This window comes from Shinella curvata, assembly GCF_022899935.1.
GTDB classification, from domain to species: Bacteria; Pseudomonadota; Alphaproteobacteria; order Rhizobiales; family Rhizobiaceae; genus Shinella; species Shinella curvata.
In genome coordinates this window covers 147599-173351 of sequence record NZ_JALJCJ010000002.1, presented here as the reverse complement: position 1 = coordinate 173351, position 25753 = coordinate 147599, and the positions used below count along the sequence as shown (strand labels likewise).

Here is a 25753-nt window from a genome sequence, read left to right as displayed (position 1 = left end):
GCATGCGGCCGCGATGCCGAACGGCTCTCCATCGTCAAATGACGAAGAAATCCGCAGCCGTCAAAGCGAGATTCTTGCTGAGCAGGGCGATCTGGGAAACACCCCCTGCGGCCTTGCCGTTGCTGTCGTAGAACAGCTTGCCCGTATCTGTTTCATAGATAATGCGGTCATCGGCATCAATCGCAACGCCTGCCGCACTCTTGTAAAATTGCCCGGCCGTCAACTGGCCGGTACCGACGAGCTTCGTGAAAATCGCGTTCTCCAGCCAGATCGTGTCCGCGACGACGTTGAAATCGCCGATCGTGTCCACATTGGCGCTTCCCAAGGCGCTCTCGAAGATAAAGGTATCGTACCCAGCGCCCCCGAAAAGCTTGTCCGAGCCGGTACCGCCAGTAAGCCGGTCATTGCCGTTTCCGCCGATCAGCGTGTCATTCCCGCCAAGGCCGCGCAACACATCATGTCCGGCCCTTCCGTCCAGGCGGTTCGTAGCAGCGCTACCTGTGATACGGTCTGCGAAGCCACTGCCGATGACGTTCTCGATCGACTTCAGCTCATCGATATATCCATAGGTATCGATGCCGCGAATAGCGCCCAAATTGACGGATACAGCCCGATCGCCGCTTTCGTAACCGTAGTCAACGGTATCAAACCCCGATCCGCCGTCGATCTTGTCTTCGCCACTACCTCCGGTAAACGTTTCCGCTGCCGCGCTACCGACCAGAGTATCGCCGCCCCTCGTGCCCCGAACGATGTCGATGCCTGTCAAGGAATCGCGGTCGTTGAACGTATCGAAGGCATATCCCTTGCCGTCTCCGTCACCATTCAGGTACACTCTGACACCGGAATAATACTCCAGATCGTAATGTACGACGTCATACTTGCCCGCGCCCCCTCTGAAGATGTCGTCTCCCCTGCCGCCGACAAACCCCTGATAGACGCTGCCTGAAGAGGCAATGAAGGTATCGTTGGCGTCACCACCGACGATGATCTCAAAACCGGATATCTTGTCCGTCGTGCCATAACTATCGATGACGGTGTTCTTGGTGAGGTCGACACGGATAGAACCGCCGCCGCTTTCGCGGCTGTAGTCGAGCGTATCGAACTCGACCGGAACAGCGGCAGCTACGCCACCTCCCGAAATGGTGTCGTTGCCAAAGCCACCCGTCAGATAATCCTCCCCATAACCACCGCTGATATTGTCGGTAAGTGCACTGCCCCAGAACACATCATCGCCGTCCCCGCCTTTGAAGACGGTGTTCACATTGGCAAAAAGCGTCAGGAGAGGCTGAATATTGCCGGAGTAGCTATCGCTCGCCGCGTCTCGGAACTGCTTCGCACTCAGCGTCAGCCCGGAAATCGTCCACGCGACAGATCCATCGTAGTTAAAGAACTTGACAGTACTGACAATACCTGAGCTCAGCGGACCGCTCGGACCATCATAGGTGAAATTCGTCCCGTAAAGTTCAATTCCACCAAGGCTTTTGTCGTCCTTCAGCGTATATTTCGACGTTGATCTCGTCGCAACCCAAGGATATTCGTCCCAAGCATTGGCGATATCGACTATGTTGAAATCGCCGTCAAAAACTGTGATCGTTGCCATAATGCGCCCCTGATTTACAAGCGCCGCGAACTTAACGCATTGATTGCGTTATCCGCAAGATTCATTTTCCGGTTTATTTATTTGCCACATATGTAATGCGCCGCCTCTACACTTCGCGCCTTATGCAAAGCGCATCGCGAATTCAGAAGGTCGGCGGGGTGCAGGCGCTGATGACCTCGCAGGGCACCGGTCCGACGCAGCGGAAGCGGTGCGGGCGGCGGCTTTCGAAGTAATAGGCATCGCCGGGGCCGAGGATGCGGCGCTCGTCATCGACGGTCACTTCCAGGCGGCCGGAGAGCACGATGCCGCCCTCCTCGCCCTCATGCACCAAAAGCACCTTTCCGGTATCGGCACCGGGCTGGTAGCACTCCTTCAGGATCTGCAGGCTGCGGCCGAAGGTGTTGTCGCCGATCTGGCGGAAGGAGATCGGCCCCTTGCCGATCTCCACCAGTTCGTCGGCGCGGTAGAACGCCTTTTTCGGACGGTCGGGCTCGAAGGCGAAGAATTCGGCAAGACCGATGGGGATGCCGTCGAGGATGCGCTTCAGCGCGCCGACGGAAGGGTTGGAAGCGTTCGATTCGATCAGCGAGATCGTCGAATTGGTCACGCCCGCCCGTTTGGCGAGCTCGCGCTGGGAGAGATTGTGGGCCATGCGCAGGTGGCGCAGCCTGCCCCCGATATCGACCGACATGGCATTTCCTGTTCTAGATGTGCGAAATAGCGAAAACTGCTCTTCCAGCACCTTTTAATTTCAAAGGCTTGACGTCAACCAGAAAAGGACTTGTTCGGCATGGCAAATCATGACGTCTATCGCGCCAGCCAGAGGAGATCTGCCATGAACGCCCATAACAAACCCAACGCACCGGTGCTCGACAGCTACTGGATGCCCTTCACCGCCAACCGCCAGTTCAAGGCCGCGCCGCGCCTGCTCGCGAGCGCCGAAGGCATGTATTACACCAGCGCCGACGGCCGAAAGGTACTCGATGGCACCGCCGGCCTCTGGTGCGTCAATGCCGGCCATGGCCGCCGGCAGATCGCGTCCGCCGTCGAGCGCCAGCTGACGCAGCTGGATTTTGCGCCCTCCTTCCAGATGGGCCATCCGATCGCCTTCGATTTCGCCGAGCGTCTCGCCGAAATCGCCCCCGGCCCCGAGGGCGCGAAGCTCGACCGCGTGTTCTACACCGGTTCCGGTTCCGAATCGGTCGACACGGCGCTGAAGATGGCAATCGCCTACCAGCGTGCCATCGGCCAGGGCACGCGCACGCGCCTCATTGGTCGCGAGCGCGGCTATCATGGCGTCGGCTTCGGCGGCATCTCGGTCGGCGGCATTCTCAACAACCGCCGCGTCTTCCCGCAGCTCAACGGTTCCGACCATCTGCGCCACACGCATGACCTTTCCAAGAATGCCTTTGTGAAGGGCATGCCGGAACATGGCGCCGAACTGGCCGACGATCTCGAACGGCTGGTCGCGCTGCATGGCGCCGAGACGATCGCCGCCTGCATCGTGGAACCCGTTGCCGGCTCGACGGGCGTGTTGATCCCGCCGAAGGGCTATCTCGAAAAGCTGCGCGCCATCTGCGACAAGCACGGCATCCTGCTGATCTTCGACGAAGTCATCACCGGCTTCGGCCGCCTGGGTGCAGGCTTCGCGACCGATTATTTCGGCGTGACACCCGATCTCGTCACCACCGCCAAGGGCCTGACCAACGGCGCGATCCCGATGGGCGCGGTCTTCTCCAGCCGCAAGGTGCATGACGCGCTGATGCATGGCCCGGAAAACGCCATCGAGCTGTTCCACGGCTACACCTATTCCGGTCATCCGGCGGCCTGCGCCGCCGGTATCGCGACGCTCGACATCTATCGCGACGAAGGCCTCCTGACCCGCGCCGTCGAGTTGCAGGACGATTGGCATGCCGCGATGCATTCGCTGAAGGGCCTGCCGCATGTCATCGACATCCGCACGATCGGCCTCATCGCCGGCATCGAGCTTGCCCCCCGCGACGGCGCCGTCGGCGCACGCGCCTATGACGTCTTCGTCGATTGCTTCGAGAAGGGCCTGCTCATCCGCGTGACCGGTGACATCATCGCGTTTTCGCCGCCGCTGATCGCCGAGAAGAAGCACTTCGAGGATATCGTCTCGATCCTCGGCGATGCGCTGAAGCGCGCAGCTTAAACTTCCCACGGCGCAAAACGCTGTTATATCTGGGCCCGTAGTCACTACGGGCCCTTTTCATGTCAGCATCCGGTAAAAGCGAACCGAAACTCATCTTCCGCCTGCAATTCGACCCGGAGGGACGGATCGGGCGCGGCAAGATCGAGCTTCTCGCGCATATCAAGGAGACCGGCTCTATTTCCGCTGGCGGCCGGGCGATGGACATGTCCTATCGCCGCGCGTGGCTTCTGGTCGACGAGATGAACCGGCTGTTTCGCGAGCCGGTGGTGGAATCGCAGCGCGGCGGCAAGCAGGGCGGTGGCGCGGTGCTCACGCCCTTCGGCGAGGCGCTTATCGCGCATTACCAGGCCATGGAAGAGAAGGCGCGAGCGGCGCTGGCCGACGAGATCGGCTGGATCGTCGCCAATCTCGCCGATTAAAAATCTATTCGAGCGCGACCGTCTTAATGACGGCATGAACCGGCAGGCCCGGCGTGAGGCCAAGCCGCTCGACCGAGAGCGCCGTGATGCGGGCGCGCACGTGATCGCCGCCGCAAGCGATGCGCAGGCTTGCCATGCCCTCCCCGTCGGGCTCGATGGCCTCCACCGTGCCTTCCAGAATGTTGAGCGCGCTCAGACCCTCCGGGCGCACCGTCGCCACCATGACGTCGCGGGCGGGGATGCGCAGGCGCACCGCGTCGCCGGGAGACACCATGGCGCCCGGCACGAGGATGGCGGCGCCGCCATCGAGGCGGATGGTGGCCAGACCATGCTCGGCATCACGCGTCTCGACATGGCCCGAGAGCACGCTGCCGGCCTCGCGACGATCGATGGCGGAGGCCAGGCGCGGGCCGCCGAGCACATCGGAAACCGGACCGACGGCCTCGACCCGGCCGCCGGCCATCAGCACCACCCTGTCGGCCAGCCGGGAGACCTCGGCGACGGAATGGCTGACATAGACGATGGGAATGCCGGCCTCGTCGCGCAGGCGTTCGAGATAGGGCAGGATTTCGGCCTTGCGCTCCTCGTCGAGTGCGGCGAGCGGTTCGTCCATCAGCAGCAGGCGCGGCGACGCCAGCAGCGCGCGGCCGATGGCGACACGCTGCTTCTCGCCACCCGAGAGGTTTGCCGGCTGGCGATCGAGCAGATCGCCGATGCCGAGCAGAGCGATGATGCGGCCGGGATTTTCCGGGCGCGCACCCTTCGGCGAGAACCAGCGGCCGTAATTCAGGTTCTGCCGCACCGTGAGATGCGGGAAAAGGCGGGCCTCCTGAAACACATAGCCGAAGCGGCGGCGGTGCGGCGGCACGAAGAGGCGGCGGCTCGTATCGACAAGCACGTCGTCACCGAGTTGCACGCGACCCTCCGAGGGCCGCGTCAGGCCGGCGATGATGCGGATCAGCGAGGTCTTGCCCGAGCCGGAGCGGCCGAACAGGGCGGTCACGCCGCCCTCGGCGGTGAAACCGGCATCCAGCGAAAAATCGCCGAGCCGGTGGCGGACTTCGACCACGAGGCTCATTCGAGGTTCACCTTGCGGCCGAGGCGCTGCGCCAGGATTTCGGAGGCGAGCAGCGCGACCATGGAAATGGCGATAGCGACGAGCGTGAGGCGCAGCGCGCCCGCATCGCCGCCCGGCACCTGGGTGAAGGTGTAGATGGCCGCCGACAGCGTCTGCGTTTCGCCGGGAATGTTGGAGACGAAGGTGATGGTCGCGCCGAACTCGCCCATTGCCTTGGCGAAGGCGAGGATCATGCCGGCGAGAACACCCGGAAGGATCAGCGGCAGGGTGACGGTGAGGAATACCCAGGCGGGGCTCGCGCCCAGCGTGCCGGCCGCCTCCTCCAGCTTGCGGTCAACGGCCTCGATGGAGAGCCGGATGGAGCGCACCATCAGCGGGAAGCCCATCACGCCGCAGGCCAGCGCCGCGCCCGTCCAGCGGAAGGAGAGCACGATGCCGAACCAGTCGTTGAGGAAGGCGCCGACGGGACCGCGCCGGCCGAACAGCACGAGCAGGATGAAACCGGTAACGACGGGCGGCAGGATGAGCGGCAGATGCACGATGCCGTTCAGGAGCGACTTGCCCCAGAAGCGTCCGCGCGCCAGCGCCAGCGCGACGAGAATGCCGAGCGGCAGGCTGACGAGCACGGCCACCGACGAGACCCGCAGGCTCAAGCGGATCGCCGTCCATTCCTCATCGCTGAGCGCTAGCCAGTCCACACATGCTTCCTTGAAAGGCGAACGGTCCCGGATACCGGGACCGGGGCTGGATATTGTCGATTGAGCCCTTCCCTCTCCGTCGTCATGGTCGGGCTTGACCCGACCATCCACACCACGCCCGCGGCATGGATCCTCGGGTCAAGCCCGAGGATGACGTTTGAGAGGATGCAAGGCCAATACGACTGGGTTCAGGCTAGTGGCCAAACCTATCGCGAGGCTCGCCTCACTTCAGGATCGTAAAGCCCTGCTCGGTGAAGAACGGCGCGGCCTTGTCGGACTTCAGGAAGTCCAGGTATGCGGCAGCGGCAGCGCTCTTGGATTCCGAGAGGATGGCGACCGGGTAGATGATCGGCGGGTGGCTGTCTTCCGGGAAGGTGCCGACGACGGCGACGCCCGGATCGGCGGCGGCATCCGTCTGGTAAACGATGCCATAGGGCGCTTCGCCGCGCGAGACGAGCGCGAGCGCTGCGCGCACGCTTTCCGCGCCGGCGACCTTGCCTTCGACGGATGACCAGACGCCGAGCTTTTCCAGCGCCGCCTTGCCGTATTTACCGGCCGGCACGCTGTCGACCGCGCCCATGGCGAGCTTGCCGTCGCCGACGAGACCAGAGAGATCGAAGCCTTCCTTGATCTCGACCGTCGAGGCCTTGTCCTTCGGTGCGACGAGCACGATGCGGTTGCCGAGCAGGTTGACGCGGGTGCCGTCCTTGATCAGCTTCTTTTCAGCGACATAATCCATCCAGGCAAGGTCAGCCGAGATGAAGAGATCCGCGGGGGCCGCCGCCTCGATCTGCTTGGCGAGCGCCGAACTTGCGGCATAGGAGACGGTCGCCTCGTTGCCGCTGTCCTTCGACCAAGCGGCATTGGCGGCATCCAGCGCATTCTTGAGGCTGGCGGCAGCGAAAACGGTGACCTTTTCGGCGGCTGCGGCCGGCAGGGCAAGCGGCAGCGACGCGAAGGCGGCGACGACGAGTTTCAAAATCAGGCGACGATTCATTCCGGCTCTCCCTTTTCCTGCCTTCCCGGCAGCGTGATATCTCATTGAATATATCGGCATTTACGGCTTGGCCAGCGCTATATTTTCAAAAATACAGGGAAACAGACTTCGATGAAAAGCCTGTGATGGCGGTCATTGAAAAGAGGCGCGCGTTTGTAGATTGGGAAAGAAAACAAGGTCCAGAAATGGAAAAGCCTGCCGCGGGAGGAGGTGCGGCAGGCTTTCCGATAGAACCGAATGGCGACTGGGAGGAGGAGTGCCGCCATTCCCGCAGTCGGCCCTGGGAGGAGGAGTGGGCCTTCTGCACAATCGAAGCTTCGTGGGAGGAGGTACGTTGCTTCGATAAATATGACTATATGCGATTCTTGATCATTTCATAGGCATCGTTTTGCAATGCAGCTATGCGCTATGCGCGGATCGAATATCTCAACCTGCCGAACCAATCCCAATCGCGACCAGGCTGTTCGCACATGCAAAAACGCCCGCCGGAGGGCGGGCGTTCCAGAATTCTTTGGCTTTGCAGCCTGCCGATCAGAAACCGACGGCAGCGCGGGCGACGGTCTTGATTTCCGAACGTTCGATACCGAGATCGCGCAGTTCACGCGTGGTCATGCGGTCGAGTTCGTTGACGGTCTGACGATACTTGCGCCAATTGTTGAAGGAACGTGCCATGTTCATGATGATCCCCTTTCCGGAGGCTCTCTGTTCGGCACCGGTCCGTGGCGCCGCGTCTTTCGATGGCGGCTTTATAGCTCTATGCTGCAATGCGGAACAGCGCGGAGATGGCAGAACACCCATGCGAATGGCGCATGGGTGCCGTAAGCGTTCGTTAAGGATGCGTTCAGGCGGCCTGTGATGCCTGTTCCTGCCTCAGGAAGGCGGAGATTCGCTTGAGCCCCTCGTGCAGCACCTCTTCGCCATTGGTGTAGCCGATGCGCAGATGCCCCTCCATGTCCATGGCGCTGCCGGGCGTGAGCATCACGCCGGTCGCTTCCAGAAGCTTGGTGCAGAAGGCTTCCGACGTCATCGGCAGGTCGTATTTCAAAAGCGCCGTCGTGCCGGATTTCGGCTTTACCCAGGAGATCAGCGGCTCGCTCTCCACCCATGCGGCGAGGATGGCGAGGTTAGTGCGGGTGATGGCATGGCTGCGCGCGAGAATCTTGTCGCGATTTTCCAGCGCGATTGCCGCGAAATGATCGTCCAGCATGCCGACGCTGATCGTGTTGTAGTCACGATGGATGGAGACGGCATGCAGCAGCGTCTGCGGCCCGACGATCCAGCCCAGGCGCAGGCCGGCCAGCGAATAGGTCTTGGACATGCTGCCGGTCGAAATGCCCTTCTCGTAGAGATCGGCAATCGAAGCGGTCATGCCGTCGCCTTCCTGGTCCGTACCGCGATAAACCTCGTCGCAGAGGATCCAGGCGCCGGCGGCACGGGCGATCTCGACGACCTGAAGCAGGAAATCGCGGTCCATCAGCGAACCGGTAGGATTGTTCGGGTTGTTGAGGCAGATCAGCTTGGTGCCCGGCGTCGCGAGACGGCGCAGCTCTTCAAGATCCGGCAGGAAGCCATGCTCGGCCGTCAGCTTGAGAATCTGCACGTCGGCGCCGAAACTTTCCGGAATGGAATAATGCTGCTGGTAGGTCGGCAGAACCGAGATGACGCGGTCGCCCGGCTCCACCAGGGTTTCATGCACCAGCGCATTGGCGCCGATCGCGCCATGGGTGACGACGACGTTTTCCATCGCCTGCTTTTCATAAAGACCGGCGATCAGCTTGCGCAGCCGCTCGCTGCCTTCGATGGCACCATAGGTCAGCTTCATCGGCAGCAGTTCGGCAAGGATCGCCTCCTTCTTGCCGGCCATGTCAAGCAGCTCCTCCACCGTCAGCGATTCCACGCAGGTTTCGGCAAGGTTCAGCTCGCAATGGTTCTCGTAGCGGTTCATCCAGATCTCGACGCCGAAATCGCGTATCTTCATGGCGGGCTCCTTTCGGGTTAGAAGGTGTCATGCGGCAACGCCGCCTCTGAAACCAACGATATGAGCAGTATATTGCACAGTCAAGAACGCAGTGACGTCCTCGCCCACGTATCCGGCAATTTGCGGCGCCTGCGCCAGAAGGCGGGCCTCAGCCAAGCCGCGCTCGCGGAGGCCTCCGGCATCAGCCGGCGCATGATCGTGGCGGTCGAGGGGGGCGATGCGAATATCAGCCTGTCGAGCCTCGACAAGCTCGCCGCCGCCATCGGCGTCGGTTTCGTCGATCTGGTGCGCGATCCGGCCCGCCCGCCGTCCTCAGGGATCAACGAAGTAACGTGGCGCGGCACAAACGAAGAGAGCGCCGCCGTGCTGCTGGGCTCCGCGCCCGCGACGGCGGAAACGCAGATGTGGTACTGGTCGCTCGGTCCGGGCGAACGCTACGACGCGGAGCCGGATCCGACCGGCTGGCACGAGATGATCTTCGTCACCGAAGGCACGCTGCGGCTGGACCTGTCCGGCGTCGCGAAGGATTTTCCGGCGGGTACCTTTGCCGTCTATGCCACCGACCAGCCCTATGCCTATCTCAATGCCGGCGAGAGCGTGGTGCGCTTCGTGCGCAACGTGGTGATCTAGAGAAGCGTCCAGAGCATACCGGCAAGGGCCGAGAGGCCGAGGACCGGCAGCACGGACATCCTGAGCCGGAAGAGCGCGACGGCGGCGGCCACGGCAAGCAGAGCTGAGGGCAGGATGATCGTGGACGGCACGGGCATTTCGAGACGAAGCGGCCCGGCGGTGAAAACCGTCACCTCGCCAAACAGCGTGTGCACGGCAAACCAGACGGCCAGATTGAGGATGACGCCGACGACGGCGGCAGTGATCGCCGAGAGCGCGCCGGAAAGCGCAGCATTGCCGCGCAGCCGCTCGATGAAAGGTGCACCGAGGAAGATCCAGAGGAAGCAGGGCACGAAGGTGACCCAGGTGGTGAGGATCGCCGCCAGCGTCGCCGCCGTCATGGGGTTGAGGCTGCCGGGATCGCGGTAGGCGCCGAGGAAACCGACGAATTGCAGCACCATGATCAGCGGTCCCGGCGTCGTCTCGGCCAGGCCGAGCCCGTCGAGCATTTCGCCGGGCTTCAGCCAGCCATAGTGCTGCACCGCCTCCTGCGCCACGTAGGCCAGCGCCGCATAGGCGCCGCCGAAGGTGACGACCGCCATCTTGCTGAAGAAGACGCCGATTTCCGCAAACACGCTGTTACCGCCAGCGACAAACCAGATCAGTGCGACCGGCAGCAGCCAGAGACAGAGCAGCGCCGCCGAGATTTTCAGCGACCAGCCGAGGCCGGGCCGCGCATGAGCGGGCGTCGTCTCGCCGAGCAGCGAATCACGATCCTGCAACACCGCGCCCTTGCCCGCGGCATGGCCGGCGGCGGTGCGGAACAGCCGTGAGCCGGACGCCGTGCCGAGATAGCCGATGATGGCGGCGATCAGCACGATGAGCGGGAACGGCACCTTGAAGGCGAAGATGGCGAGGAAGGCGGCCGCGGCAATCGCGAGCATCGCCGGATTGATGAGCGCCCGGCTGCCGATGCGGAACACCGCCTGCACGACGATAGCGAGCACCGCCGCCTTCAGCCCGAAGAACAGGCCCTCCACCACGCTCGCATCGCCGAAGATGACATAGACATAGCTCAGCGCGAGGATCGACAGGAAGCCGGGCAGGATGAAGAGCAGGCCGGCGACAAGGCCGCCAAGCGTCCTGTGCATCAGCCAGCCGATATAGACGGCAAGCTGCTGCGCCTCCGGTCCTGGCAGCAGCATACAATAGTTCAGCGCATGCAGGAAACGCCCCTCGCCGATCCAGCGTTTCTCGTCGACGACGATGCGGTGCATGACCGCGATCTGCCCCGCTGGCCCACCGAAGCTCAGCGCCGCCACCCGCGCCCAGACCTTGAACGCCTCGCCGAAGGAGACGCCGTGCTCCGGCGGCATGGTGGTCTTGTCGTTCATCGAACCGGTTTCCTCGCCATCAGGATCGATTGCAGCGGCCGCCTGCGCTGTCATGTTGGGGTTGGCGGCGGGGTTCGATGACACTGGTAAACGCATGGGTGAATGAGCCAGATAGAGAGAGGACGTAAGTGGTCCGCAGAAGCTGGCGTCTACCGCCTCCGCGGACGCGAAGCATCGGGCATTTTTGCGTGTTTTTCCAACGGTTATACGACAATAAACGAGACTCGGCGCTGTTTGACAGGCGCCGCCGACCATCGCTTGGCGATCGAAAATGTAAAGCAAGCTTGACATCTTCAGAATTAACGACGATGTAAAGCATACTTTACATAGAAGGACATTTCGATGCCTCACACCACCCGCCTCTCCATCGTCCGCCCCTGGCTGCCCTTCGTGCTGAGCATGCTGGGCTATATCGTCGTGCTGATCATTTCACTGCGTGTTCTGGCTCAAGGCATTCCGGACGGTGCGATGCGGGTCACCATTTCGCTGGCTCCCATGGTCCCTGCGCTCTTTCTCGGGTGGTCCATTCTGTCCCTGATCCGCAGTCTCGACGAAATGCATCGCAGGCTGCAACTCGAGGCTTTTGCGCTGGCCTTCGCGGGAACGGCTCTGGTGACGTTCAGTTATGGCTTTCTGGAAAATGCCGGGTTCCCGAAGCTGACGGCCTTCACGGTATGGCCCCTGATGTGCGGCTTCTGGATTGTCGGCGTCGTCATGGGGCGTCTGCGCTATCGATGAACAACATCATTCAGGAGCTTCGCGCCAAGAGGAACTGGTCGCAAATGGAGCTGGCAAACCGGCTCGACGTGTCGCGCCAGACGATCAATGCCCTGGAGCGCGGACGCTACGACCCGAGCCTGCCGCTTGCCTTCAAGATAGCCCGTGTCTTCGGCCTTGCCATCGAAGAGATCTTCGTGCCGGACGCCACGGAATAGCGGCGCTCGGCAGAGCCCCATCCCCCTTTGCAGAGCGTGAGGATTTGCTATGGAAGGCACGGCTGCCGTTTTGCCGTCCTGTCGCAACACGCATCCATGATCCGTTTCGGGCACTGTCGGAACTGGTCGCGGCCCCGTCGCAGACAGGCTTTAATGGCGCAAACACAGGCCCTAAGATCGGCCGCAATATTTCATCGGGGTCCAGCACATGGCAGAGTTTCCGCAAAAGGCGAAGGTCGTCATCATCGGTTTGGGTGGCATCGTGGGCGCGTCCATCGCCCATCATCTCATCGAGCGCGGATGGGACGATATCGTAGGCATCGACAAGTCGGGCATTCCGACCGACATCGGTTCGACGGCGCATGCCTCGGACTTCTGCTACACGACGAGCCATGACTATCTCTCGGTCTGGACCACCCAGTACTCGATCGACTTCTACGAGAAGATGGGCCACTACGCCCGCATCGGCGGTCTCGAAGTCGCCCGCACCGGCGACGATACCTGGATGGAAGAGATCAAGCGCAAGCTCTCCTCCGCCAAGGCGTTCGGCACCCGTGCGCACTATGTCTCGCCGGCCGAGATCAAAGAAATGTTCCCGCTGATCGAGCAGGATCAGGTGATGGGCGGCATGTTCGACCCGGATGCCGGCCTCGTCATCCCGCGCTCGCAGACCGTCGCCGGCAAGCTGGTCGATGCCGCCGAAAAGTCCGGCAAGCTGCAGGTCTATGGCAACACGCCGGCCCAGTCGCTGATCGTCGAAGGCGGCCGCATCAAGGGCGTCGTCACCCATCGCGGCACGATCATGGCGGATCACGTCATCGTCTGCGCCGGCATCTGGGGCCGCCTGATTGCCGAAATGGTCGGTGAAGACCTGCCGGTCATGCCGGTCGACCACCCGCTGACCTTCTTCGGTCCGTACAACGAGTTCGAAGGCACCGGCAAGGAGATCGGCTTCCCGCTTTTGCGCGACCAGGGCAACTCCGCCTATATGCGCGACACCGGCGACCCGAAGACCACCGAGGGCGGCCAGATCGAGTGGGGCTATTACGAGCAGACCAATCCGCGCCTCTGCCACCCGCGCGACATTCTCGAAAAGCACGAGGCGCGCCTGTCGCCGTCGCAGCGCGACCTCGACATGGAGCAGATCCTCGAGCCGCTCGAAAAGGCCATGGAACTGACGCCGATCCTCGGCGAACTCGGCTATAATGAAGGCCATTCCTTCAACGGCCTGCTGCAGGTCTCCGCCGCCGGCGGCCCGTCCTGCGGCGAGAGCCAGAAGGTGCGCGGCCTGTGGTATTGCGTTGCCATCTGGGTCAAGGACGGCCCCGGCTACGGCAAGCTCATCGCCGACTGGATGACGGATGGACGCACCGAGATCGATCACAACTCGATCGACTATTCGCGCTTCTACCCGCACCAGCTGACGGAAGAATTCATCGAGGGCCGCTCGTACGAGGCCGCCCAGAAGATCTACTTCCCGGCCGTGCATAACCGCGAACCCTATGCCTCAGGCCGCGGCGCCAAGCGCTCGCCCTTCCATGAGCGCGAAAAGGAACTCGGCGGCTACTTCATGGAACTCGGCGGCTGGGAGCGTGCGCATGGCTACGCCGCCAACGAGCACCTCCTGGAGAAGTACGGTGACCGCGTGCCGGTGCGCGAGAACGAATGGGACAGCCGCCACTTCTGGCGCGTTTCCAATGCCGAACACCTGGCGCTGAGCGAAGATGTCGGCATCATCAACCTCTCGCACTTCCATATGGTCGATATCGAAGGCCCCGATCATGTCGAGCTGCTGGAATGGCTCTGCGCGGCAAAGATCGGCGGCGACGGCAATATCGGCAAGGGCATCTACACCCACTTCCTCGATGACGAGGGCATGGCGCGCGCCGACTTTACCGTCTTCCGCATGGCCGACCGCTGCCGCCTCGTGAACGGCGCTGACGCCGGCCCGCGCGACTTCCACTACATGAAGCGCGTCGCCGAGGACCGTGGCCTTGATGTCACCATCACCGACACGTCGGAAAAGTATATCACCATCGGCATCTGGGGCCCGAATGCCCGCGAGAACCTGAAGAAGGTCGTCGCGGATCCGGCCGGTCTCGACCAGGAAAACTTCGCCTTCGCCGCGATCAAGCAGATCGAAATCGCCGGCAAGAACATCACCGCCTTCCGCATCTCCTATGTCGGCGAGCAGGGCTGGGAACTGCACATGAAGTACGAGGATGGCCTCGCCGTTTGGGATGCGCTGCGCTCCACCGGTGCGATGGCCGTCGGCGTCGAGACCTATGCCAATTCACGCCGCATGGAAAAGAGCCTGCGTCTGCAGAACGCCGACCTGCTAACCCAGTACAACCTCATCGAGGCTGACCTTGCCCGTCCGAAGGTCAAGGAAGCCGATTTCCGCGGCAAGGCCAAGCATCTGGAATACAAGGCGCGCGACCATCAGCCCGCCATGCTCTGCACGCTGGTCATGACCGAGAATACGGACAGGAACGGCGTGAAGCGCTACCCGCTCGGCAACCTGCCGGTCATGGATCCGGAAACCGGCGAAGTCCTCATCGACGAGCTCGGCCGCCGCTCCTACACGACCTCCATCGCCTTCGGCCCGACCATCGGCAAGAACATCGCCCTGGCCTACCTGCCGCACGCCTATTGCCAGGAAGGCCGCAAGCTCACCATCTCGTATTTCGACGAGATCTATCCGGTCGAAGTGGTCAGTATCGGCTACAAGCCGCTCTACGACCCCGAAAACCTCAAGCCGCGCACATAAGCGGCGTTAAGGCGCAAAAAAGAAAGGGCGTGCCGATGGCGCGCCCTTTTTTGTTTTGTATCAGCGGATCACGGTACCGTTCTCGGCAACAAGCCGCCCGCCCTTGAACACCCGGCGCCCCTTCGGCACGGCCACCACGGCTTCCGGCACATGCTCGGCATCGAGCGTCACGAAATCCGCCTTGGCACCGATGGTTATGCCGTAGCCTTCAAGGCCGAGCGCCTTCGCGCTCGCTGCCGTCACCACGTCGAAGGCGGCACTCAGTTCCTCGTCGGTATAGAAGCCGGAGCGGTAGCCGATCATCATCGCGCGGCCGAGCATGTCGCCGTCGCCATAGGGCCACCAGGAATCGCGGATATTGTCGCTTCCGGCGAAGACGTTGACACCCTCCGCGCGCAGGAGCGCGACAGGCGGGAATGCGTGGTCTCCGGGAGCGTTGGTCATGATGGAGACGCCGGCGGCAGCAATTTTCGCGCCGATGTGGCGAACGCCGTCGGCATCGAGATTGCCAAGACCATAGGCGTGGCTGATCGCCACCCTGCCCTGCAACCCGAGCGCCACAGTGCGGGCGCAGATTTCCTCGACCGTGAAGACGCCGAGCGAGCCGAAATCGTGCAGGTGGATATCGACGCCAACGCCGCGCTTCTCCGCCACGCCGAAGACCACGTCGAGATGGCCCTGCAGGTCGCGGTCAAAACTTGCCGGGTCGAGGCCACCGACGAGATCGGCGCCCATCGCGATCGCCTCATCCAGCAGTTCGGCCGTGCCGGGGCTCTTGAGGATGCCGCTCTGCGGGAAGGCGACGAGCTGGATATCGATGATCCCTCGATATTCCTCGCGGATCGCCAGGATCGTCTCCAGCGATTTCAGGCCGACCGAAGCATCGACCATGACATGGCTGCGCATGGAGAGGGAGCCGTGGCCGACGCAGAGTTCCAGCTGCTTGCGGGCGCGTTCCGCCATGGGCGCCGCCTGCGCCATGTTCTGAGCCTGGAAGGCCACGCGCTGGTGCACGTCAAACCCGTTGGTGCAGGCTTTGTGCGGGATCCATTTGTCGCCGTAGAAGCTGGTATCGAGATGGATATGCCCCTCGACGAAAGCGGGCACCAGCAACGCGCCCGCGATATCCACCCGCTCCGTGCCGGTCTCCGCCGAGCCGGCCGGCATAATCGAGACGATGCGCCCGGAGGCCACGCCGATATCGTTCAGCGAACCATCCGCCAGCTTCGCTTGGGTGAACAGGGTTTCGATACCGGCCATGATGTCGCGTCTCCATATGCGCACAAATCACCCTGCCGCTTCGAGGCAGGCGAACATTGTATGCAATAACGCGCGAAAATCGTATTCAGTCAATAGGCGGCGGCAACGTCCGCACTGCCCAGCACGACGATTGGCGTGCCGTTCTGCACGCGATTGAACAGATCGACCACGTCCTGGTTGATCATGCGGACGCAGCCGGAGGACACCGACTTGCCGATGGTCCACCATTCCGGCGAGCCGTGAATGCGGTAGAGCGTATCCTCGTTGTCCTTGAAAATATACATGGCGCGCGCGCCGAGCGGGTTTTTCAGGCCCGGCTCCATGCCGCCGTTGCGGATGCTGTAGGGCTCCAGCTCCGGCTGGCGGGCGACCATTTCGTCCGGCGGGGTCCAGCGCGGCCACTGCCGCTTATACTGGATGACGCCGCGGCCGGCCCATTCGAAACCGGCGCGGCCGAGACCGACGCCGTAGCGCATCGCCTGCCCGTCTTCATAGGTGAGATAGAGGAAGTGGTTTGCCGTATCGACGACGATGACGCCGGGGCGCTCGCCCGTCGGGTTCGGCACCATCTGGCGATAGAAGCGCGGATCGATCTTCTGATAGGGGATGGCCGGCAGCGGGAACTGCTCGTCATCCTTCGGCCCATACATGGCAGCGTATATGCTGGTATCGACGACCGGTTCGGGCCTGACCGCGACCCTCTCGCGAACCGGCGTGGTGCAGCCGGCCAGAACCGTGGTTGCCAATCCTGCGCTGCCAAGCAGGAAGGACCGGCGGGTTACGCGTTCACCAGTCAATAGGATTTCCTCATGCCTCAATCGTCATAGGGATCGGCCAGGGCCGCATCGGGCCGGCTGACCGGATATTTCGTACGCGAAATGCGGGCAGCCATGCCCTTCGCGCCCTGCTGCTTCAGGAGCGAGCGGAAGCTCTGATGCATGCCGCCGTCCACATAGGCGAAGCTCGAAACCGGTGTGGCGCCGGCAAAAGCCGCATCCAGCTTCTTTTGTTCCGCACCGATCTTCGCGATCACATCATTTTGAGCGCCATCGACCGTGGCCGGGCACTGGGCGAGCGGATCATCCGGCTCACCGTTCGCGAAATCCCGGTTGAACACATAGCGACCGCCACAGACGGACACCTTCGGCTGCTTGCGCGTGAAGGCGAAGGCGTCATAGCCTTCCTTCAGCGTGCGCCAGAACGGCATGTTGGGGTCGCCCTTGTGCTTGGCCATGTTTTCCGTGGTCATGCGGAAGGGATAGGCCTGCACCTGGAAGCGCTCCTGGCCGCCATCCAGCGCCTTCTGCACGATGGCGTAGATTTCGCCCACACCCTGGTCCGTCATGGCATAGCAGCCGGAAGACGAGCAGGCACCATGCACCATCAGCGCCTCACCCGTATAGCCGAGCGCCGATTCCAGCCGGTTCGGATAGCCGAGGTTGAAAGAGACGTAGTACTGCGAGTTCGGGTTCAGCATGCCGGCGGAGACGTGGTAGAAACCCTCGGGCGCCTGGCGATCGCCGCTCTTGGTCTTCGGGCCGAGCTTTCCGGACCAGCGGCACATCGGGTAGGTCTTGAACAGCGCGTACTGGCCGCTCGCATTGACCTTCCAAACCTCGAGCTCGCTCTCCTGCTTGAAGATGCGCACCAGCACCGGGCTCTCCGGCCGCATCTTCTTCTTCGACATCTCCGCCTTCACCTTGCTGGAAAGCTGCGGAGCCTCGGCGAGCGAAGCGACGTCCATGGCCATGCAGCCGGCAAGAAGGCTGCCGGCGACGGTCGCAGCGGCGAGGCGCGCGAAAAGCGAAAGGCGCGGGCGGGTGGTTTCAGGTGAAGAGCGATGGCGAAGCGCAAACATGGGTCGGTTTCGATTGTTCGGGGTCCGGGGCGCGCCGCAGTCCCCGCGGCGCATCTCAGCCTTAGAGTCCAAGCGATTGCTTAGAACTTCGTTAATCTTATGACCCGGAAGGGTCGTTGCCCGGCGTCATGCCGTCGACAGTGCCGAGAATCCGGCACCGATCTTGCCCGGAGCATAAACCCTCAAGCTGCTTGAGCTTCAAGACCAGCTTTGCGGCTTTCTTTCGTCCGAAGATCACGCGGCGAACAAAAATTCGTCAGATACTTGCGCAGCGCCGTCCAAACCGCCCATCCGTCAAAGAAAACTTGATTTGCCCAGCTTCGCGTCACATCTGTAGGCGAGATCATTCCATGAGGCGAAGCCATGCTGACGATCGGCGATCTTTCCAAGGCCACGGGCGTCAAGGTTCCGACCATCCGTTACTACGAGCAGATGGGCCTGCTCTCCCATGCCGAACGATCCGAGGGCAACCAGCGGCGCTATTCCAGCGGCGAGCGTGACCGGCTGACCTTCATCCGCCATGCGCGCGACCTCGGCCTCACCATAGATGCGATCCGCGAGCTGATCGAGCTCAGCCAGCACCCCGAGCGCCCCTGCCACGACGCCGACCGCATCGCCGCCGAACAGCTGAGCACCGTGCGCCGAAAGATCGAGCGCCTGCAGAAGCTGGAGGCCGAGCTGGTACGCATCACCAGCCATTGCCATTCCGACCAGATTCGCGACTGCTACGTCATCCGCGCGCTGGCGAACCACGATCTCTGCCAGGACGAACACGATTAGGACGCGGCAAGCCGCTTCAGTTTCTGGAGCTGCGCCTCCCGCGGCTCATGCATGTCGAGCATGCCCTGCAACCGGCCATCCGCCCGGATGAGGAAAAGCCCGGCGGTGTGCTCCATCGTGTAGCTGTCCGAAGCCGTAGCAACCTTCCTGTAAAAGGCCGAAAAGGCATCCGCCGCCACCTTGGTCTGGGCGGCATCGCCGCGCAGCGCGATGATGCGCGGATCGAAGGACGTCATGTAAAGCTTCAGAAGCTCTGCCGTGTCGCGCCCGGGATCGATCGAGATGAAGAGCGGCGTGATGCGGTCCGCCGCCGGGCCGATCTCCTTGAGCAGGCCGCTCAGTTCGAAAAGCGCGGTCGGGCAGACATCCGGGCAATGGGTGAAGCCAAAAAAGGCGAGATAGGGTTTTCCGGCGAGATCGGCCGAGCCGAAGGGTTTGCCGTCGACCGTCTGCAAGGTGAAGACGCGCTGTTTCGGCCGGTCCGCGGGACGCAGTTTTGCCGCGACCGTCGCTCCGACGATCGCGGCAAGCCCGGCAAAACCGAGAAGGGTCCTGCGCCGCATTATCGGATCGGCCGCAGCAGGCGTAGCGCGTTCAACGTCACAAGCACCGTGGCGCCGGTATCGGCGAGGATCGCGGGCCACAGGCCGGTGATGCCGATGATCGTCGTCACCAGGAACACGCCCTTGAGGCCGAGCGACAGCGCGATGTTCTGCACGATGTTGCGCATAGTGCGCTTCGAGAGATCCGTCATCAGCGCGACGTCGCCGACGCGGCCGTGCAGGATGGCGGCATCCGCCGTTTCCAGCGCCACATCCGTGCCGCCACCCATGGCGATGCCGACATCGGCGGCCGCGAGTGCCGGCGCGTCGTTGATGCCGTCGCCGATCTTGCCGACCACGAAACCTTCGCGCTGGAGTTCGCCGACGATGCGCTGCTTGTCCTCCGGCATCAGCTCGGCGCGCACCTCGATGCCGAGTTCGGCGCCGACGGCCTTGGCCGTGCGGGCATTATCGCCGGTCAGCATGATCGTCTTGATGCCCAGATCCTTCAAGGCCTTAAGGCCTGCGGCAGCATCCGCACGCGGTTCGTCGCGCATGGCGATGGCGCCCGCCAGCACCCCGTCGACGATCAGCATGGAGACGGTCTTGCCGTCATCATTGAGGGCAGTGGTGGCGGCCTGCACCTCCGCAGACAGCGTGACCCGCTCGGCGGCGGCCTTCGGCGAGGCGAGGAAGATTTCCTTGCCCTCGACGGTGGCCGTCACGCCCTTGCCGCCCAGAGCGCGCGAACCGGTGGCGACCGGCGGCACGATGCCGTCTTCGGCGGCCTTGGCGAGGATGGCGAGCGCCAGCGGATGGCTGGAGCCGGCTTCGAGTGCTGCGGAGAGGCGCAGCACCTCTTCGGCCGAGGCGGAGAAGGCGACGACGTCGGTCACCTTCGGCTTGCCCTCGGTCAGCGTGCCGGTCTTGTCGAAGGCGATGGCCGTCAGCTTGCCGAGGCCTTCCAGTACAGCGCCGCCCTTCATCAGCAGGCCGCGGCGGGCGCCAGCGGAGAGCGATGCAGCGATGGCGGCCGGCGTCGAGATGACCAGCGCGCAGGGGCAGCCGATCAGGAGCACGGCGAGGCCCTTGTAGACCCATTCGCTCCAGATGCCGCCGAGGAACAGCGGCGGGATGATCGCAACGAGCGCGGCGACGACGACCACGCCGGGCGTATAATATTTCGAGAAGCGGTCGATGAAACGCTCGGTCGGCGCCTTGGATTCCTGGGCTTCCTCAACCAGCTTGATGACGCGGGCAATCGTATTGTCAGCGGCCGCGGCCGTGACGCGCACGCGCAAGGCCGCATCGCCATTGACCGTGCCGGCAAAGACCGCGTCACCCACCTCCTTGCGCACCGGCGTGCTCTCGCCGGTCACCGGCGCCTCATCGATGGCGCTTTCGCCCTCGATGATCGTGCCGTCGGCGGAAATGCGGTCGCCGGGGCGCACGAGGATGACGGCACCGACGGCAAGCGATTCGGCCGGTACCTCCTTGGTGCGGCCATCCTCATCGAGCAGCGCCGTCTTCGGCACCAGCGTGGAAAGCGAGCGGATGCTGTCGCGCGCCTTGCCGGCCGCGACACCCTCCAGCAGTTCGCCGACGAGGAAGAGGAAGACAACCATCGCCGCCTCCTCGGTCGCGTTGATGACGACGGCACCGACGGCGGCGATGGTCATCAGCATTTCGATGGAGAACGGCGTGCCGGCCAGCGCCGCCATGATGGCGCGGCGCGCGATCGGCAGAAGGCCGACGACCATGGCGATGATGAAGGCATAGGTTTCGATAGCCGGAAAGAGATGGCCCACGGCATAGGCGACGACGAGTGCGACACCGGCGAGAATCGTGAACCGCCCCTTCTTGCCCTTCCACCATGGCCCCTCGGACGGGCCATGGTCATGGCCATGCAGGCCTTCGATGGCCGCCGACTTCGGTGCATCGTGATCATGACCGGCGTGATCTTGATGGTCGTGCCCGTGATCATGGCTATGGCCGTGGTCATGGTTGCAGTTCGGACCATGCTCATGCTTGGCTGCCGGCTTTTCAGCCACCACGCCGGCCGGCGTCACCGCGTAGCCGAGGCCAGAGACCTTCCTGCGGATCGCCTCCAGATCGCTTTCCGCATCGTGCTGCACGCGCATCGTGCCCGCCGTCACCGAAACGGAAACGTCGGATACACCGGGCATGCGGCGCACGGCCGTATCGATCTTATTGGCGCAGGAGGCGCAATCCATGCCCTCCACGCGGAACCGGGTCTCTTTCACATCAGCCATCACACAATCCTCTTCAGTCTCATGGCATGGTTCTACGACCTCTAGTGACTAGAGGTGCAAGAGCTGATGCAAGAAATTTTCGAACAAAAGGACGCATTGAAATTACCGACGGCCTTGTGCTAGGGAGCGCCCCATTGAATGCAGGTTTCATCTGCTGGTTGGGGAGGACGCCATGTCTTGGCAAACCCTCTTCCAATCGGGGATGGGCTCGGATGCCCCCCGAACGGAAGAACGCTACTCGATGCGCGCCCTCGCGGCCCGCTCTGGCTTTTACGCCGTCAGGCTGGCTGCGCCGTTGCGCCGTCCGGTGAAGACACCGCGCCTGCCCAATCTCTTCCTTGAGCGTTATCGCGACCGGGGTAACAGCGCCAAAGCGCTGTCACACCGCCGTGTCCGCACGACGATACCGTAACAGCGGCTTTTCCCCTTTTTGAGCCACGCGGAGCGGGCGGTTTGCGCCTCCCCTCACCCGCGTTCCAATCGCGTTGCCGGCCTTTTCGCCGGTGGCCGTTCCACCGCAGCAGACAGGTCCCCGATGCCCCTGACCACACCCTATTACCTGATCGACAAGTCGAAGCTCCTCGCCAACATGGAGAAGATCGCGCGTCTTCGCGAGCTCTCCGGCGCCAAGGCGCTTCTGGCGCTGAAATGCTTCGCGACCTGGTCGGTCTTCGATTTCATGCGGGACTACATGGATGGTACGACCTCCTCCTCGCTCAACGAGGTGCGCCTCGGCCATGAGCGTTTCGGCAAGGAGACGCACGCCTATTCCGTCGCCTATGCGGATTACGAGATCGACGAGGTCGTCAGCCACGCCGACAAGATCATCTTCAATTCCATCGGCCAGCTCGACCGCTTCGCCGACAAGGCCTCCGGCATCGTGCGCGGCCTGCGCCTCAATCCCGGCATCTCCTCCTCGACCTTCGACCTCGCCGACCCTGCCCGCCCGTTCTCGCGGCTGGGCGAATGGGATGTGAAGCAGGTCGAGCCGGCCATGGACCGCATCTCCGGCTTCATGATCCACAACAATTGCGAGAACGGCGATTTCGACCTGTTCGACCGCATGCTCGGCACGATCGAGGAGAAGTTCGCGCCGCTGCTCAAGAAGGCTGAATGGGTGAGCCTTGGCGGCGGCATCCACTTCACCGGCGAAAACTATCCGCTTGAAAAATTCGCCGAGCGGCTGAAACGCTTCTCCGGCGAATACGGTGTGCAGGTCTATCTGGAGCCGGGCGAGGCTTCGATCACCAAGTCCACCACGCTCGAGGTGACGGTGCTCGACCTGCTCGATAACGGCAAGAACCTCGCCATCGTCGATGCATCGATCGAGGCGCATATGCTGGACCTCCTGATCTACCGGGAAAACGCCAAGATTTCCCCGAACACGGGACCGTACCGCACCATGGTCTGCGGCAAGTCCTGCCTCGCCGGCGATATCTTCGGCGAGTTCAATTTCGAAAACCAGCTGAAGGTCGGCGACCGCATCTCCATCCAGGATGCGGCCGGCTACACCATGGTCAAGAAGAACTGGTTCAACGGCGTGAAAATGCCGGCGATCGCCATCCGCGAACTGGACGGCACCATCAGAACGGTCCGCGAATTCACCTACGCGAACTATGAAGAAAGCCTCTCCTGAGGCTGTACCGGGTTAGAAGGAGATATCCCCCGACATGAAGAAGAATGTGCTCATCATCGGCGCTGGCGGCGTCGCACAGGTCGTCGCGCACAAATGCGCCCAGAACAACGATGTGCTCGGCGACATCCATATCGCCTCGCGCACCAAGGCCAAGTGCGACAAGATCATCGCGTCGGTCCATGAGAAGAAGGCGCTGAAGCAGCCGGGTGTATTGGAAGGCCATGCACTCGACGCGCTCGACATCGAAGCCACCAAGGCGCTGATCACGTCCACCAAGTCCGAGATCGTCATCAATGTCGGCACCGCCTTCCTCAACATGTCGGTGCTGCGCGCCTGCATGGATACGGGCGTCGCCTATATCGACACGGCGATCCACGAAGAGCCGGGCAAGATCTGCGAGACACCGCCGTGGTACGGGAACTACGAGTGGAAGCGTGCTGCCGAATGCGAAGAGAAGGGCATCACCGCCATTCTCGGCGCCGGCTTCGATCCGGGTGTGGTCAACGCCTATGCAAAGCTCGCCAAGGACGAATATCTCGACAAGGTCACGGACGTCGACATCGTCGACATCAATGCTGGCAGCCATGGCAAGTACTTCGCCACGAATTTCGACCCGGAAATCAACTTCCGTGAATTCACCGGCGTCGTCTACTCCTGGCAGAACGGCGAATGGCAGACCAACAAGATGTTCGAAATCGGCAAGGACTACGACCTGCCGGTCGTCGGCACGCGCCGCGCCTATCTCTGCGGCCATGACGAAGTGCATTCGCTGGCCAAGAACATGGACGGCGCCAATGTCCGCTTCTGGATGGGTTTCGGCGATCACTACATCAACGTCTTCACCGTCCTGAAGAACCTCGGCCTGCTCTCCGAGCAGCCGGTCAAGACGGCCGAAGGCCAGGAAGTCGTGCCGCTCAAGGTGGTCAAGGCCGTGCTGCCCGATCCGGCATCGCTTGCGCCGGGCTATGAAGGCAAGACCTGCATCGGCGACTACGTGAAGGGCTTCAAGGACGGCAAGGAAAAGACCGTCTTCATCTACAACGTGGCCGACCACAAGGAAGCCTATGAGGAAGTCGGCTCGCAAGGTATCTCCTACACCGCCGGCGTTCCCCCGGTCGCTGCCGCCATGCTCGTCGCAACCGGCGAGTGGGACGTGAAGAAGATGGCCAACGTGGAAGAACTGCCGCCGAAGCCCTTCATCAACCTCCTGAACGGCATGGGGCTTCCCACCCGCATCCAGGACGAAGACGGCGACCGCGCCGTCAGCTTCTAAGCAAAAATTGCCGGCCGTATCTTTCGATGCGGCCGGTCTTCATTCAAGGGATGTACGCGGCACCGAATCCGGTATTTAGATCGCCTCTGATATGGGCGGCGAAAAACGGAGACGATGGAATGCGCACAACATTGAACGAACTGGCCTCGGATCTGGCATCCGGCACCGTCAGCTCCACTCAGCTTGTCGAGCTGTCACTCGCACGCATCGCCGACGAGACAGGCGAAGGCGCGCGAGCCTTCGTCAAGGTCCAGGCGGACAAGGCCCGCACCGCCGCAAAGGCTGCGGATGACCTGCGCAAGGCAGGCCTCGCGCCGTCGCGCTTCGCCGGTATTCCCATTGCGGTCAAGGATCTTTTCGACCTTCAAGGCGAAGCCACGCCGGCCGGCTCGAAAGTGCTGGGCAAGGCCGTGCCGGCAAAAGCCGATGCGCCCGCCATCGCGCGCCTGAAGGCGGCGGGCTTCATCGTGCTGGGCCGCAACAACATGACCGAATTCGCCTTTTCGGGCGTCGGCATCAATCCGCATTACGGCACGCCGGCCAACCCTTATGACCGCGCAACCGGCCGCATTCCCGGCGGCTCATCCTCGGGTGCCGCCGTTTCCGTCGCCGACGGAATGGCGGCGGCGGCGATCGGCTCCGACACGGGTGGTTCCTGCCGCATTCCGGCAGCGCTTTGCGGCATCGTCGGCTACAAGCCGACCGCCAGCACCGTGCCGCTCAAGGGCGCCCTGCCGCTCTCCTTCACACTCGATTCCATCGGCCCGCTCGCCAACAGCATCGATTGCTGCGCCAGCCTGCACGAGATCCTGAGCGGTACATCGCTTGCAGGCGAAGGGGAACGCACGGTCGCCGGCCTGCGCATCGCCGTACCGCAAACCGTCGTCTTCGACGGCATCGAACCTGAGGTGGCGAGAACCTTCGAGGCTGCGATCCGGCGTCTTGCCGATGCCGGTGCGACCATCACGGAAATTCCGCTCCGGGAATTTGCGAAAGTCGGGGAGATCAATGCCAAGGGCGGTTTCTCCGCGCCGGAAGCGCTCGCCTGGCACCGCACGCTTCTGGAAGAACACGGCGAGGACTACGACCAGCGGGTCCGCGCCCGCATCCTGCGCGCAAAGGAGCAGACGGCAGCCGACTACATCGACATGCTGCATCTGCGGAGCACCTATATCGAGGAGACGAACCGGGCGATCTCGCCCTATGACGTTCTCGCCATGCCGACAGTGCCGATGATCGCCCCGACCATCGCCTCCCTGACAGCCGACGACGCGCTCTTCGTGAAGACCAACCTGACGCTGCTGCGCAATCCCTCATTGATCAACATGCTGGACGGCTGCGCGATCTCGCTGCCGGTGCATCAGGAGGGCGACGCACCCGTCGGCCTGATGCTGGCCGCCGCCGGCGGCCGCGATGCGGCGCTGTTTGCCAATGCAAGGGCCGTAGAGGCAGCGCTGCGCCACTAGGAAATACCCCTGGA

Annotated in this window: 24 protein-coding genes; 11 read left to right on the top strand and 13 right to left on the bottom strand. The window is 62.8% G+C overall.

The features are described 5' to 3' along the window. Positions 1 to 34 precede the first annotated feature (34 nt). Together MUU55_RS06790 and MUU55_RS06785 are read right to left on the bottom strand one after the other, a co-directional pair. The gene (locus tag MUU55_RS06790) at positions 35 to 1600 is read right to left on the bottom strand and encodes a calcium-binding protein (RefSeq protein WP_244760030.1); all 1566 of its coding nucleotides are present in this window, start codon (positions 1598 to 1600) and stop codon (positions 35 to 37) included. Positions 1601 to 1742: 142 nt separating this feature from the next. Further along, positions 1743 to 2291: a cupin domain-containing protein gene (locus MUU55_RS06785; protein ID WP_244760029.1), complete on the bottom strand. Its 549-nt coding sequence runs from the start codon at positions 2289 to 2291 to the stop codon at positions 1743 to 1745. Positions 2292 to 2435: 144 nt separating this feature from the next. Between MUU55_RS06785 and aptA the strand changes: the two genes are divergently transcribed. Together aptA and MUU55_RS06775 are read left to right on the top strand one after the other, a co-directional pair. Continuing rightward, the gene (gene aptA / locus MUU55_RS06780; RefSeq protein ID WP_244760028.1) at positions 2436 to 3773 is read left to right on the top strand and encodes an omega-aminotransferase AptA; all 1338 of its coding nucleotides are present in this window, start codon (positions 2436 to 2438) and stop codon (positions 3771 to 3773) included. Positions 3774 to 3832: 59 nt separating this feature from the next. Then, the gene (locus MUU55_RS06775; protein ID WP_244760027.1) at positions 3833 to 4192 is read left to right on the top strand and encodes a winged helix-turn-helix domain-containing protein; all 360 of its coding nucleotides are present in this window, start codon (positions 3833 to 3835) and stop codon (positions 4190 to 4192) included. 4 nt (positions 4193 to 4196) lie between these two features. Here MUU55_RS06775 and modC read toward each other — a convergent pair whose 3' ends face one another. The 5 genes from modC to MUU55_RS06750 all read right to left on the bottom strand — a co-directional run bounded on the left by modC (position 4197) and on the right by MUU55_RS06750 (position 8943). Continuing rightward, entirely contained in the window at positions 4197 to 5270 is a 1074-nt protein-coding gene (modC, locus tag MUU55_RS06770) for a molybdenum ABC transporter ATP-binding protein (RefSeq protein ID WP_244760026.1), read from the bottom strand. Further along, positions 5267 to 5968, bottom strand: coding sequence for a molybdate ABC transporter permease subunit (gene modB / locus MUU55_RS06765; RefSeq protein ID WP_244760025.1), 702 nt, complete (start codon positions 5966 to 5968; stop codon positions 5267 to 5269). Before modB ends, modC begins: the two co-directional genes overlap by 4 nt. A 223-nt stretch (positions 5969 to 6191) precedes the next feature. Next, on the bottom strand, positions 6192 to 6965 hold the full coding sequence (gene modA / locus MUU55_RS06760) for a molybdate ABC transporter substrate-binding protein (RefSeq protein ID WP_244760024.1): 774 nt from the start codon (positions 6963 to 6965) through the stop codon (positions 6192 to 6194). Between the two features lie 531 nt (positions 6966 to 7496). Further along, entirely contained in the window at positions 7497 to 7643 is a 147-nt protein-coding gene (locus MUU55_RS06755) for a DUF1127 domain-containing protein (protein WP_117371435.1), read from the bottom strand. A 163-nt stretch (positions 7644 to 7806) separates the two neighbouring features. After that, a complete protein-coding gene (locus MUU55_RS06750) occupies positions 7807 to 8943 on the bottom strand; it encodes an aminotransferase (RefSeq protein WP_244760023.1) in 1137 nt (378 codons plus the stop codon). Positions 8944 to 9015: 72 nt separating this feature from the next. Between MUU55_RS06750 and MUU55_RS06745 the strand changes: the two genes are divergently transcribed. After that, on the top strand, positions 9016 to 9573 hold the full coding sequence (locus MUU55_RS06745) for a helix-turn-helix domain-containing protein (RefSeq protein ID WP_244760022.1): 558 nt from the start codon (positions 9016 to 9018) through the stop codon (positions 9571 to 9573). On the opposite strand, the gene chrA is transcribed toward MUU55_RS06745, so the two are convergent. Next, positions 9570 to 10946: a chromate efflux transporter gene (gene chrA / locus MUU55_RS06740; protein ID WP_244760021.1), complete on the bottom strand. Its 1377-nt coding sequence runs from the start codon at positions 10944 to 10946 to the stop codon at positions 9570 to 9572. The two genes, MUU55_RS06745 and chrA, sit on opposite strands and share 4 nt — an antisense overlap. A gap of 342 nt (positions 10947 to 11288) precedes the next feature. Between chrA and MUU55_RS06735 the strand changes: the two genes are divergently transcribed. The 3 genes from MUU55_RS06735 (at position 11289) to MUU55_RS06725 (ending at position 14651) form a co-directional block, all read left to right on the top strand. Beyond that, complete coding sequence (locus MUU55_RS06735) at positions 11289 to 11684, top strand: hypothetical protein (protein ID WP_244760020.1); 396 nt, start codon at positions 11289 to 11291, stop codon at positions 11682 to 11684. Then, positions 11681 to 11881, top strand: coding sequence for a helix-turn-helix transcriptional regulator (locus MUU55_RS06730; RefSeq protein ID WP_244760019.1), 201 nt, complete (start codon positions 11681 to 11683; stop codon positions 11879 to 11881). The genes MUU55_RS06735 and MUU55_RS06730 overlap by 4 nt, the downstream gene beginning before the upstream one ends. A 208-nt stretch (positions 11882 to 12089) precedes the next feature. After that, a complete protein-coding gene (locus MUU55_RS06725; RefSeq protein ID WP_244760018.1) occupies positions 12090 to 14651 on the top strand; it encodes a GcvT family protein in 2562 nt (853 codons plus the stop codon). 60 nt (positions 14652 to 14711) lie between these two features. On the opposite strand, the gene MUU55_RS06720 is transcribed toward MUU55_RS06725, so the two are convergent. From MUU55_RS06720 to MUU55_RS06710, 3 genes are all read right to left on the bottom strand, one after another. Then, positions 14712 to 15911: an amidohydrolase family protein gene (locus MUU55_RS06720; protein WP_244760017.1), complete on the bottom strand. Its 1200-nt coding sequence runs from the start codon at positions 15909 to 15911 to the stop codon at positions 14712 to 14714. Between the two features lie 89 nt (positions 15912 to 16000). After that, the gene (locus MUU55_RS06715; RefSeq protein WP_244760016.1) at positions 16001 to 16708 is read right to left on the bottom strand and encodes a L,D-transpeptidase; all 708 of its coding nucleotides are present in this window, start codon (positions 16706 to 16708) and stop codon (positions 16001 to 16003) included. 17 nt (positions 16709 to 16725) lie between these two features. Next, entirely contained in the window at positions 16726 to 17769 is a 1044-nt protein-coding gene (locus MUU55_RS06710; RefSeq protein ID WP_425314151.1) for a L,D-transpeptidase family protein, read from the bottom strand. A gap of 363 nt (positions 17770 to 18132) precedes the next feature. Between MUU55_RS06710 and MUU55_RS06705 the strand changes: the two genes are divergently transcribed. Beyond that, on the top strand, positions 18133 to 18549 hold the full coding sequence (locus tag MUU55_RS06705) for a MerR family transcriptional regulator (RefSeq protein ID WP_244760015.1): 417 nt from the start codon (positions 18133 to 18135) through the stop codon (positions 18547 to 18549). Here MUU55_RS06705 and MUU55_RS06700 read toward each other — a convergent pair. Together MUU55_RS06700 and MUU55_RS06695 are read right to left on the bottom strand one after the other, a co-directional pair. Beyond that, the gene (locus tag MUU55_RS06700; protein ID WP_244760014.1) at positions 18546 to 19112 is read right to left on the bottom strand and encodes an SCO family protein; all 567 of its coding nucleotides are present in this window, start codon (positions 19110 to 19112) and stop codon (positions 18546 to 18548) included. The genes MUU55_RS06705 and MUU55_RS06700 overlap by 4 nt on opposite strands. After that, the gene (locus MUU55_RS06695; RefSeq protein ID WP_244760013.1) at positions 19112 to 21364 is read right to left on the bottom strand and encodes a heavy metal translocating P-type ATPase; all 2253 of its coding nucleotides are present in this window, start codon (positions 21362 to 21364) and stop codon (positions 19112 to 19114) included. Before MUU55_RS06695 ends, MUU55_RS06700 begins: the two co-directional genes overlap by 1 nt. Positions 21365 to 21536: 172 nt before the next feature. Between MUU55_RS06695 and MUU55_RS06690 the strand changes: the two genes are divergently transcribed. The 4 genes from MUU55_RS06690 to MUU55_RS06675 all read left to right on the top strand — a co-directional run bounded on the left by MUU55_RS06690 (position 21537) and on the right by MUU55_RS06675 (position 25739). Beyond that, positions 21537 to 21776, top strand: coding sequence for a hypothetical protein (locus tag MUU55_RS06690; RefSeq protein WP_147324540.1), 240 nt, complete (start codon positions 21537 to 21539; stop codon positions 21774 to 21776). A 123-nt stretch (positions 21777 to 21899) separates the two neighbouring features. Further along, positions 21900 to 23000, top strand: coding sequence for a carboxynorspermidine decarboxylase (locus MUU55_RS06685; protein ID WP_244760012.1), 1101 nt, complete (start codon positions 21900 to 21902; stop codon positions 22998 to 23000). Between the two features lie 34 nt (positions 23001 to 23034). Beyond that, entirely contained in the window at positions 23035 to 24273 is a 1239-nt protein-coding gene (locus MUU55_RS06680) for a saccharopine dehydrogenase family protein (protein WP_244760011.1), read from the top strand. A gap of 119 nt (positions 24274 to 24392) precedes the next feature. Beyond that, on the top strand, positions 24393 to 25739 hold the full coding sequence (locus MUU55_RS06675) for an amidase (RefSeq protein WP_244760010.1): 1347 nt from the start codon (positions 24393 to 24395) through the stop codon (positions 25737 to 25739). Positions 25740 to 25753: the final 14 nt, after the last annotated feature.